The following is a 10992-nucleotide window of genomic DNA, read 5'->3' on the forward strand; positions in this document are numbered from 1 at the left end:
ACTTTCGATCGGTAAATTTCTAAGATGAATACGAGGATTTTTCAGAATTTATTCTAGTTAAGGATAGAGAATCGAGGATGCGCGCTTTTAGAAAATACCATCGCGTTCTAGCGATCGCCCTTTGTCTTCCCCTGTTTTTGACCGTTATCAGCGGTATGGGGTTTACCATTGTCGATGAATGGTTCAAACAGGAAGAGTTAGCCGAGTTTCTCCTGAAAGTTCATACCTTCGATATCTTGGGATTGGAAACGATCTATCCCGTGTTGAACGGATTGGGATTGCTCGGCTTATTAATCACGGGAATCAGTATGACGGGACTCTGGAAAAAACGCCGGGAAAGCTGACGGATAAACGGGAAGAGCGATCGAGACTACCGGATCACCGGGGTCGAGTCGAAACTCCCGTTCCGCAAAAACAAACCTGACAAAATATCGGGAGCGCGCGAGACGAGCGTTACCCGGTATACAGAACGGAACGCGGGAATCCCGGACGCTAGAAACAAAATTATCTTAAAATTTTAAAAAATTTCGGATTTATTACCATAAAAAGAAAGAACCTAGAGCCTCGATCGAGAATACTCCCTCGTTCGTAATCTTATCCGAACTCTCGCTGACAGAACGCTATCTTAGAGATCTCGTTATCGGGGAAATCTTTATCTATAACTAAAGATAGAAAAAAAGAGAGAACGCGGCGACAGAAGGCATAGTAATCGATTCATTACCTAACCACTCTCTAAAATTAGGCCGATCATCGACCGCCGATTCTCCGATCGAGTACCGAAATGCCCTACCGAATTCTGCTCGTTGACGATTCCCCCGAAGATCGAGAAGTTTCCCGTCGTTTTCTGTCGAAAGGTAGCCCGGACAAATACCGGATCGTCGAGGCGGGATCGATCGAGGACGGACTACGCGCCTATCGGGAGGAAGCGATCGATCTGATCCTGCTCGATTACCGATTACCCGACGGAACCGGATTGGATTTCATCGAGGAGAGCGAGGGCGAGATCGACTGCCCGATCGTCGTTTTAACCGGGCAGGGCAACGAGAAAATCGCCGTCGAGATGATGAAAGCGGGCGCGGCTGATTATCTCGTCAAGGGGGATCTCTCTGCCGACCTCCTCCGTCACGCGGTTCGAGCGGCGATCGAGAAACATTCCCTCCGCAAAAAAATCGAGCGGGAGCGCGAGGAACAGAGGGTAATCACCAATCTAGCCCTACGATTGCAAAAATCGTTGAATCTATCGGAAATTCTCGCCACGGCCACCACCGAGATCCGGGCATCGCTCGGGGCCGATCGAGTTCTCATCTACCGTTTCCATCCGGGGTCGGGCGGCTCGATCGTCGCGGCAACGACCGCGAAACCCTGGCCGGAATGCCCGCCGATCTCGATCGGGGATAGTTATCTCCGGGGGGACAAGGCCGGGGAAGATCTCGCCGGCGAGGTGAGAGCGATCGCCGATGTCGGGTCGATGAATTATCCCCGGTGCTACCTCGAACTATTACGACGATTCGAGGTGAGATCCCACGCGATCGCGCCGATCCCGCTCGGGCCGATCGGAAACGAATCGGAACGTCTCTGGGGACTGCTCATCGTCCATCAGTGTTCGGGGCCGCGCCGGTGGCGATCGTCCGAGATCGAGGGGTTACGGCAACTTTCCCTACAGTTAGGCGGTGCCATCGAGCGAGCGGAACTTTACGAGCGTCTAGAGCGATCGCTCGCCCTCCGCACCCGAGAATTAGGGGAAACGCGGGAGAAATTACACGTAATTCTCAACGGCACCGGCGAAAACCTTAGCTATCCGGGCGCTATCGCCGATCTTCTCTAACCGCCATCAGACCTCTCGCGGAATCCCAAAATTGTCGTGTGGTTAGGGAGGCGGGAGCCAGGAGTCAGGAGTCAGGAGGAATAATCAAGAATCTTATCGATAAGAATTCAAATAAACACCCATTTATCTTGTAAAAATTCAGTTATTGGAGTTTTTATCCCTTCAAAAACGAATCGCGCGAGAAGTCTATCGCGTACCGGCATCCCCACGAGAAATCCTTGAATTCTACCGTGATGAATTCCGCGAGAAGTTCGCTCTCGTTGTATCGTTAGAGGGTAGACCGCGGGTATCCCTATCTTTTCGAGTGCCTAAAATTCTCGATAATTTCGATAGTAATCGCGAGATTAAATTATAAATCTCGTTTTATCCCTATTTCCTTTATTCTCCTAACTCTCGCTCTCTTCCGAAGGAAAATCCCGCTGACCGCGCGTGGGCCTATGCTAGAAGCCTTACAGTTCGACTTTATGAGAAACGCCATCCTCGCGGGAATTCTCGTCAGTATCGCCTGCGGGATCGTCGGGACGTTGGTGGTCGTTAACCGCACCGTATTCATCAGTGGCGGCATTGCTCACGCCGCTTACGGGGGAATCGGCCTCGGTTATTTTTTCCGGTTCGATCCGGTCTTGGGGGCGATCGCCTTCAGCGTTTTCTCGGCGCTGGCGATGGGAATCTTACAACGTCGGTCGCGGGAGAGAGCGGACACGACCATCGGCGTGTTGTGGGCGCTCGGCATGGCGATCGGGATTATTTTCCTCGATCTGACCCCCGGTTATAAAGCCGATGTCATGAGCTACCTATTCGGCAGTATCCTCACGGTTCCCGCATCTACCCTCTGGCTGATGTTGGCGATCGATATCTCGATTATTATCCTCGTCACCGTCTTTTATAAGGAATTATTAGCGATCTCCTTCGATGAGACCTTCGCCACCATCCGCGACCTTCCCGTGGAAGCGATTTACCTCGGATTCATGGGAATAACCGCCCTAACGATCGTCCTCGTGATGCAGGTGGTCGGCCTGATCCTGGTGATCGCCCTCCTCACCATCCCCGCCGCTATTAGCGGGCAATTCGCGCGCGATATCAAGCCGATGATGGTTCTGGCCGGCGCTCTGGGCATCGTTTTCACCCTCGTCGGCTTAACCCTGTCCTACCTTTTCAATCTCACCTCCGGGGCGACGATTATTCTCGTGGCGGGCGCGGTTTATTTGCTAAGTTTCGGGCTAAAATCGGCGTTTAATCGCCTTGAAAGAAGGAGATAAACCCGTGTACCCTCTCGATCGCCCCGCGGGATCTTTCTTGACTCCCTGGAAACATCCTGACTTTCCCGCGACAAAAGTTCGATCGCTCCCCCGGTCGCTCCCGGCGAGAGTAGTCAGAACGAGTAGAATAAGTTACATTTTGAGTGACGAATAACCAGTGATGGGCGTGGATTCCTGTTTTCTTTCCTACCTGTTTTCCGATCTTTCCGATCTCTCTAGCTCGTCCGACGGGAGTGATGCCGCGCCCCTTCCCGTCGAGATCCGCTTCGCGCGCGCGCGGGATTTAAGAGGGATCGCCGAGATTCTCACCGATAGCTTTTTTCCCTCCTATTACCTGTGGACTTGGACGCGCCCCCTTTTTAAATTAGGGATTTACGAGGACTTACGAGGGCGTTTAAACGCGAATAGCCCCCATTATCGCTGTATCGTCGCCGCTCAAACCCTTTCCACCGAATCGGGACCGCGGGAATCGATTATCGCGACCGCCGAAATCGGCTTGAAAGCGAGTTCCCTACTCTCTACCCATATTCCCTACATCTCCAATCTAGCGGTAGCCCCCGATCGCCGTCGGTGCGGCATCGCCCGGAAAATCCTGCTCCAATGCGAGCGGATCGCCACGGAATGGGGTTTCGACGAACTCTCGCTTCACGTCCTCGACAACAACACCGCCGCGCGGGAACTCTATTTCAGTAGCGGCTATCGCTTACAAAAGGTGGACGGCTGGCTGGGAAACCGGCTCTTCAACCGTCCCCAACGCCTATTCCTACACAAAAAATTAGAACGGTAGAGTGGGGGATGGGGAAAAGCCGAACGCCGATCGCTATTTTTCTCGGAAAACTCGTTCGGGAGTCGATCGCATGGAAGAAACGAGCGCGGATACTCGCGAGATCGTCGGGCGCTTGGAACGACGGGAATTATCGATCGTCAACCCCCGGCGCAAAAATGGCGTGATTCTCTATAAAAAATATCATGCCGAGTTCGTCGGGCCCGGCGCGGCGATCGGCGGTCAATTCGATAGCGATGTCACTCGGGTTCTCCCGGTCGGGAAATTATCCCTCGTCACCCCCCGCGACGGTCAGGAGAAAATTAACGGCTATCTGATCCGGCGGCAATGGGTGAGACTGATGAAGCAGATTATCGAGAATCCCGTTCCCGTACAACGCGCGCAGGTGATTCTCAATCAGTTCGAGAATTGGTTCGATACCGAGACCGCGGCCGCGGTTCCCGACGAGGCTTTCGCTCTACTGGTCGGGGTCTTACCCCGATCGATCCGCCGGGCGCGCCGGGAGCTAGAACAATTGTAAGCCCCGAGCCGAGGGGAAGTATGGAACGGTGATTTTTTTAACATCTGAATATATGTTCATGTGTTAAGATAAACGGGTAACGTTCCAGCGGAGGAAATCCCCATGACCACGGTAACGTCGATGAAATGCGCTTGCGAGTCCTGTTTGTGCGTGGTCTCGATCGCCGACGCGATCGAGAAAAACGGTCACTATTACTGTTGTGAAGACTGCGCCAACGGTCATCCGGAGGGCAAAGGTTGCGGTCACACCGGTTGCGGTTGCGGCTAGATCGAGCGGGAGATGGGGGGATGGGGGAGTGTTCGGGGAAAAGAGACCCCGGAAAAGGGAAAAAATTACTTTCGGCCCTTTCACCTTTACCCTCTCCTCCTGCCTCCTGACTCTTGACTCCCTAACCACGCGAAAATTTTGGAATCCCGCACGGCTGTCTATTTATGAAACCGCTCAAAACACTACCCGCTTGTGAGGAATCCCATCGAGAGGGAGACGCGCAGGAAATCGATCGGGGTTTAGATCCCGATCGAGCGCGTCGGATGGCCGAATTTTTCAGCTTATTAGGGGACGCGAACCGATTGCGAATCCTATCGCTACTGGCGATGCGGGAATCCTGCGTTTGCGATCTGGCCGACGCGCTAGACATGAGCGAATCGGCGGTATCGCACCAACTGCGGACATTACGGGCGTTACGGCTGGTGAAATATCACAAACAGGGGCGCCGGGTTTACTATCAACTGCTCGATCACCACGTTCTCGATTTATATTCGGCGGTTTGGGAACACTTGGAGGAACCATCGGAAGACGAGTGAGGTCGTAGGGAGTCATCGACGCGGACGGAAATGGGAAAAACCTGTCCTCGCGCGGGCGATAATGTTATCCTCTGAATGTGTGTCGTGTGAGGCAAAAATCAGGCTATGGTATCTTCCCCACCGTATCGAGAAAACGGTTATCGCGATCGATCGAATCCCGTGTCGTTACAGTCCCCTCGCGAGTTTTTCGGCGCGCTCGATCTGCCGCGCTCTCCTCTGTTCGGAACGGACGGGATTCGGGGGAAAGCCGGAGAATTATTAACCGCCCCCCTCGCCTTACAACTCGGGTTTTGGGCGGGACAAGTTTTCGGACGGAACGCGCGGGAAACCGGCCCGGTTATCATCGGTCAGGATTCGCGGAATTCCAGCGATATGTTAGCGAACGCCATCGCGGCCGGATTGACCTCGGCGGGATTGGAAGTGTGGCAACTGGGTTTATGCCCGACTCCCTGCGTGGCGAAATTAACGAGAGAGAGCGAGGCGATCGGCGGGATCATGATCTCCGCGAGTCACAATCCCCCCGAAGATAACGGCATTAAATTTTTTGACGGACGCGGGCTAAAAGTAGCGGGCGAGGTAGCCGGGCAGATCGAGGCGGGAGTCCGGGGAAATTTACCCGTAGACCCGCGGGAGATGACGTGGGGGAAATGTTATTCCCGCCCCGAACTCGTGGACGAATACGCTCGATCGGTGATCGGGTCGGTCGAGCGAGACGGGAAAGCGATCGATCTCGCGGGGATGAAAATCGTCCTCGATCTAGCCTGGGGCGCGTCGGTAAACGTGGCCCCCTCGATATTTCAAGCCGCCGGCGCCGAGGTGATCTGCCTGCACGATCGGGCCGACGGCGATCGCATTAACGTCCACTGCGGTTCGACCCATTTAGAAACGCTACAGGCCGCCATTATCGAACACGGGGCCGATCTCGGTTTCGCCTTCGACGGGGATGCCGATCGAGTGATGGCCGTGGACGGTCGCGGCCGCGTCGTCGATGGCGATTATATTCTCTACCTCTGGGGTCGCTCTTTGCGGGAAGAGGGACGCTTGCCGGGCGGGTTACTCGTGGCCACCGTGATGGCCAATCTCGGTTTCGAGCGCGCCTGGGAGAAACTGGGCGGTCAACTGCAACGCACCGCGGTCGGCGATCAACACGTTCAGGCGCGGATGTGGGAGACCGGCGCGATGCTCGGCGGCGAACAGTCCGGACACATTCTCTGCCATCATTACGGGGTCTCGGGGGATGGGACGCAGACCGCGTTACACCTCGCGGCGTTGGTACGGAGAGCGGGCGTTTCCCTGGAAACCCTGGTCGAGAATAGTTTTACCCCCTACCCGCAGATCCTGCGGAACGCGCGGGTCGAAGATCGCGAGGTTCGCCGGCACTGGCAGGAATGCGAACCCCTGCGGGCGGAAATCGAGCGGGGCGAACAAGCTCTAGCGGAACGGGGACGGATTCTCGTGCGCGCTTCCGGAACCGAACCGCTGATCCGGGTCATGGTAGAAGCCGACTCGATCGAACTGGCCGATTTCTGGACGGAACGCCTGATCGGGGCGGTGAAAACGCATCTCCGGTAGTCCATCCGGCTAGAGAGCGATTATAATTCCCTTATCGTACAGCGTGACGGGATTGCTATGGCTCGCTCCAGTCTCGATCGCCCCAAAAAAGCGATCGCCAAAACCAAACCATCCTCGCGAGAAAATACTCTCGATATTAAAGAAAAAATAGCTCTTAGAAAAGAAGCCCGACAAAAACAGCAAAAACTGACCGGTTTTATTATTTTCTCCGTTATTTTTGCAATTTTTGTCGGTATTCCCGTTGGTTTACTCGCGGGTATTAAGAGCGGGATCGCGCTCGCCCTCGGGGTTATCCTGGGGGTTTTCGCCTTCCTGTATCCCCGCGCCTCTCTCTGGACCTTCGTGATTTACCTACCCTTTAACGGAACCGTCACCTATTGGATCGGCGATGGGAGCGCCCTCTTGCAAATCAGTAAAGATATCTTTTACCTGCCCGCGTTAATAGCGCTCGTTCGAGAATGTCGTCAGCGAAAAAAACCGATTTTCATCCCGCCAAAACTCAAATACCTGTTTTTAATTTTGGTAGTCTTCTGCGTTATCGGTCTCTTCGCCGTGAATTTACCCTTCCAATTACGTCCTACCTGTGATTCCGTTCAAGGATTAGTTCGATATGAAAACGGACAGTTTGTCACTTGGACTCCCTGTAGAAAAGGCGAAAACTTTCTCCAGGGACTATTAGGATTTAAGGTTCTATTAGGTTATATCCCCTTGATTTTCTGCACCTATTATCTGATCGATAACAAGCGGAAGTTGTTATCGCTCGGCCGTATTTTAATCGTCCTGGCCATTATTTGTTGTATCTTGGGGATCGCGCAATACTGGATGTTAAAAACCGGCCACTGTCAGGGAACCCGTGGATACGTCGGGGATTTACTCTATAAAGCGACCTTAGAGGCTAGATGTTTGGTAGGGGGCGCTCTCGTCTATAGTCCCGAGGTGAATATGATCCGTTTACCCGGCACGTTTGTCTCCCCGTGGCACTGGGGGTGGTTTTTAGTCTCGAACACGGTGATCTGCTACGCGAGCGCGTTTAGCGAAACCTCGAAAACATGGCGGCTCGCCGGTATAGTAGGGCTAGTATTAGTCTTTATCAACGCGGTGATCTGCGGTCAAAGATTGGCTTTCATCTCGGTTCCCGTTCTGGTTGTCTTATTATTCGTTCTCACGGGACAGATCGCGCAATTGAAACGATTTTTACCGGTCGCGATCGGGTTAGTTCTCTTGTTAGCGATCGGGTTCTCTTTCATCAATCCCGAATTTATCCAAGAACGCTACGATAGTGCCGTCAGCCGCTGGCAACAAAGCCCCCCGACCGCTTTTATCCAAGAACAGTTCGAGGTCGCGGTCCGAAATCAACAATTTACGGGGATTTTAGGGTGGGGACTCGGTTCCGCCACATCTTCGGCCCGAACTTTCGGTGATATCACCTTCACGGAGTCGTTTCATAGTAAACTGATCCACGAGTTAGGATTTATCGGTTTCTCCATTTACATGGCATTTATCAGCTATGTAGTTTTCCTCGCTTTCAAAAGCTCTCGATCGCTCAAAGATCCTACTCTACGCGGTTTCGCTTCCAGTTATTGGGTATTCCTGCTCGTGGTCGCCTATTTACCCTATTGGTACCCGCTCGATACCGATCCAGTCGGGGTCTATTACTGGCTATTCGCGGGAGTGATTTTCCGATTACCGGATATCGAGCGGCAGGAAAAAGAAGCGAGAGCGCTCGCCGAACCTACCGAGAAACCCGCGAAAGGTACCAGGTTAAAATCTCCCCGAAAAGGTATCGCCCTAGTCTGATACCGATTTTCCGAGCGTTCACGCGGGGATACGGGCGCCGGGAAAGGGGAAAGGAGGGAAAAATCCGTCCCCCTTTATCTTCCCATTACCGGCAAGTTTTTCCTGATTTTTTGAAATTCGGTACGAGAGGAACCGTAATACCATGAACAAGCCCTCGATTTCCGCGATCGTTCCCACCTACCGACGGGAAGATCCCCTAAAAGACACGATCGACGATCTCCTCAAGCAGGATTATCCCGATTTCGAGGTGTTAGTCATCGATCAAACGCCCACCCATACCCCCGAGATCCAGAGCTATCTGGAAACCCTCGCCCAACAGGGAAAAATTCGCTGGTTTCGCGTCGATTGGGCGAGTTTACCGGGCGCGAGAAACTACGGGGTCCGTCGATCGAAAGGGGATATCGTTCTGTTTATCGATGACGATGTGCGTCTTCCGGAGGGATATTTACAGGCTCACGCGGAGAATTTTCTCGCGCGTCCCGAGGTGGGAGTGGTGGCCGGCCGGGTGTTCGATCGGATGAAACTTTCCGACTCGAAAAAAATCAGCCCCGGTGATACTCCCTACGAGATCGAAACCTTACCTCCCGAAGCGATGGACCCCGGTATCGCCTGGTATCACATCGATCTCGTTCACACCACCAAACCCCAACGGGTGATCTCCGCGCGGGGTTGCAATATGTCTTTCCGCCGCGATATTTTCACGAAATACGGTATCTGGTTCGATGAACGTTTTCGGGGGAGTGCCGTCCGGGAAGAATCCGATTTCTGTTTACGTCTACGGGCCACTCCCTATCAGGTTTGGTACGATCCGAACGCGTATCTCGTCCATCTCGGCGAGGAAAGTGGCGGCTGTCACGACATCAGTACCCGTTCTCTCAGCTACCAGATCACTTTCTATCACAATCATTTCCTGATGGCGTTGAATAATCTCACGCCGAACCAACAAATCCGACTGTACGTGAAATTATTCGACTGTCACGTTCTCGGAAATCCTCCCTGCAATAAAGGCGGTTCCCCGATCAAAATTCTCTCGCGGGGGATTTTTTATAGTTTGGGCTTTTTCGATGCTTTGAAAACGCGGGTACAATCTCTCTGGAACGACGGACAGATTTACACGAAATCGGATAATTCTCGGTGTGAAGCATGAAAATTCTAGTCGCCAGTCATACTTATATCGTCGATCTCAACCTGGAGAAACTCCGATCGCTCGCCAAACTCGACCCGTCGATCGAAGTAACCGTCGTCGTTCCGAAACGCTGGCGGCCCGGGGGGGTACAGAATAAAATGATCGAGACGAGGGCGATCGAGGAGGGGAATTTCCGCGTCGCGCCAGTTTCCAACTTCAGCCAGAATAATCAAGCTCTCTTATCGTTCGGAAGCGATTTTATCGGACTTTTAAACCGGTTCCGACCGGATATTATTCAAGTAGAACAGGGATCGAAATCCCTCGGTTACGCGCAGGCGATCGCCCTGAATCAACTCTTAGGACTGCGGGCGAAAAATATCTTCTTTACCTGGTGGAACCTGCCCTACACGACGAAATTCCCCATTTCTGCGCTAGAGGCCTATAACCTGCGGAACACGGACGGACTGATCGCGGGAAATCAGGACGCGGTGGACATTCTCCGCGAGCGGGGCTACGATGGCGCGAAAATCGTCCTGCCACAGTTGGGGGTAGACGAGACGCTATTTTCCCCGCGTTCTCTCCCGGATCTGGCCCGATCGAACGGCATCGAGAGCGATGAATTCACCATCGGCTTCGTGGGGCGTTTCGTGGCGGAAAAAGGAATTCTCACGCTGATTAAAGCGGTATCGGGACTCAACGGGCGATGGAAGTTGTTATTACTCGGTCGGGGCGATTTAAAAGAGAAAATTCTCGCGGAGGCGAGAGCGGCCGGGATCGGCGATCGGATCGTCCTCGTCGAGAGTGTTCCCCACGATCGGGTTCCCGATTATATCAATCTTCTCGACGCGCTCGTTCTGCCCTCGGAAACCACCTACGGGGTGAAAACTCTAACCGCGGTCGGATGGAAAGAACAATTCGGTCACGTTTTAATCGAGGCCATGGCCTGTAAAGTGCCGACGATCGGTTCCGATTCCGGGGAGATCCCCCACGTCATCGGCGACGCGGGTTTGATTTTCCCGGAAGGCGACGCGTCAGCCTTGCGGCAGAATTTACAGACGCTGATCGACAAACCGGATCTAGCGCGGGAGATCGGCGATCGGGGCTATCGAAGAGCGATGACGCGTTACACGAATGATGCCCTCGCGCGAGAACAATTCGCCTTCTATCAAACCCTGCTCGGTTGTTAGTAAAGTTGGCTTAATAGTCTGGCTATTAGCCGTAGCGCATTAGGTCTCTTAATAGATGGCTTAATGCAGAAGTGTTGAATCGCTTAACAAAACTTAATATCAGAGAATATAGTAAGTCT

The 10992-nt window shown here is 53.3% G+C and carries 11 protein-coding genes; all 11 read left to right on the top strand.

Translation table 11 applies throughout. The annotated features are described in order from the left end of the window. Positions 1–77 precede the first annotated feature (77 nt). Positions 78–344 (top strand): peptidase, encoded by a 267-nt coding sequence (locus tag V0288_RS03055; RefSeq protein ID WP_332863539.1) that lies wholly within the window; start codon positions 78–80, stop codon positions 342–344. Positions 345–781: 437 nt separating this feature from the next. Further along, positions 782–1825 carry a response regulator gene (locus V0288_RS03060; RefSeq protein WP_332863540.1) on the top strand — a complete coding sequence of 348 codons (1044 nt, stop codon included), beginning with the start codon at positions 782–784 and terminating at the stop codon, positions 1823–1825. Between the two features lie 437 nt (positions 1826–2262). Further along, a complete protein-coding gene (locus V0288_RS03065; RefSeq protein WP_332863541.1) occupies positions 2263–3084 on the top strand; it encodes a metal ABC transporter permease in 822 nt (273 codons plus the stop codon). Between the two features lie 157 nt (positions 3085–3241). After that, the gene (locus tag V0288_RS03070) at positions 3242–3871 is read left to right on the top strand and encodes a GNAT family N-acetyltransferase (protein WP_422661878.1); all 630 of its coding nucleotides are present in this window, start codon (positions 3242–3244) and stop codon (positions 3869–3871) included. A gap of 70 nt (positions 3872–3941) precedes the next feature. Then, complete coding sequence (locus V0288_RS03075; RefSeq protein ID WP_332863543.1) at positions 3942–4388, top strand: hypothetical protein; 447 nt, start codon at positions 3942–3944, stop codon at positions 4386–4388. 102 nt (positions 4389–4490) lie between these two features. Next, entirely contained in the window at positions 4491–4655 is a 165-nt protein-coding gene (locus V0288_RS03080) for a metallothionein (protein ID WP_332863544.1), read from the top strand. A 164-nt stretch (positions 4656–4819) separates the two neighbouring features. Further along, positions 4820–5191 (top strand): ArsR/SmtB family transcription factor, encoded by a 372-nt coding sequence (locus tag V0288_RS03085; RefSeq protein ID WP_332863545.1) that lies wholly within the window; start codon positions 4820–4822, stop codon positions 5189–5191. Positions 5192–5296: 105 nt separating this feature from the next. Further along, positions 5297–6763: a phosphoglucosamine mutase gene (glmM, locus tag V0288_RS03090; protein WP_332863546.1), complete on the top strand. Its 1467-nt coding sequence runs from the start codon at positions 5297–5299 to the stop codon at positions 6761–6763. 57 nt (positions 6764–6820) lie between these two features. Beyond that, complete coding sequence (hpsL, locus tag V0288_RS03095) at positions 6821–8560, top strand: hormogonium polysaccharide biosynthesis protein HpsL (protein WP_332863547.1); 1740 nt, start codon at positions 6821–6823, stop codon at positions 8558–8560. A gap of 142 nt (positions 8561–8702) precedes the next feature. Next, entirely contained in the window at positions 8703–9707 is a 1005-nt protein-coding gene (hpsN, locus tag V0288_RS03100) for a hormogonium polysaccharide biosynthesis glycosyltransferase HpsN (RefSeq protein WP_332863548.1), read from the top strand. Further along, positions 9704–10873: a hormogonium polysaccharide biosynthesis glycosyltransferase HpsO gene (gene hpsO / locus V0288_RS03105; RefSeq protein WP_332863549.1), complete on the top strand. Its 1170-nt coding sequence runs from the start codon at positions 9704–9706 to the stop codon at positions 10871–10873. Before hpsN ends, hpsO begins: the two co-directional genes overlap by 4 nt. The last annotated feature ends 119 nt before the right edge of the window (positions 10874–10992 follow it).

This window comes from Pannus brasiliensis CCIBt3594 (genome assembly GCF_036688125.1).
GTDB classification, from domain to species: Bacteria; Cyanobacteriota; Cyanobacteriia; order Cyanobacteriales; family Microcystaceae; genus Pannus; species Pannus brasiliensis.

Coding starts and splice junctions, on each gene's coding strand:
- V0288_RS03055 (WP_332863539.1), top strand. CDS start 78: ATGCGCGCTTTTAGAAAATACCATCGCGTTCTAGCGATCGCCCTTTGT.
- V0288_RS03060 (WP_332863540.1), top strand. CDS start 782: ATGCCCTACCGAATTCTGCTCGTTGACGATTCCCCCGAAGATCGAGAA.
- V0288_RS03065 (WP_332863541.1), top strand. CDS start 2,263: ATGCTAGAAGCCTTACAGTTCGACTTTATGAGAAACGCCATCCTCGCG.
- V0288_RS03075 (WP_332863543.1), top strand. CDS start 3,942: ATGGAAGAAACGAGCGCGGATACTCGCGAGATCGTCGGGCGCTTGGAA.
- V0288_RS03080 (WP_332863544.1), top strand. CDS start 4,491: ATGACCACGGTAACGTCGATGAAATGCGCTTGCGAGTCCTGTTTGTGC.
- V0288_RS03085 (WP_332863545.1), top strand. CDS start 4,820: ATGAAACCGCTCAAAACACTACCCGCTTGTGAGGAATCCCATCGAGAG.
- glmM (WP_332863546.1), top strand. CDS start 5,297: ATGGTATCTTCCCCACCGTATCGAGAAAACGGTTATCGCGATCGATCG.
- hpsL (WP_332863547.1), top strand. CDS start 6,821: ATGGCTCGCTCCAGTCTCGATCGCCCCAAAAAAGCGATCGCCAAAACC.
- hpsN (WP_332863548.1), top strand. CDS start 8,703: ATGAACAAGCCCTCGATTTCCGCGATCGTTCCCACCTACCGACGGGAA.
- hpsO (WP_332863549.1), top strand. CDS start 9,704: ATGAAAATTCTAGTCGCCAGTCATACTTATATCGTCGATCTCAACCTG.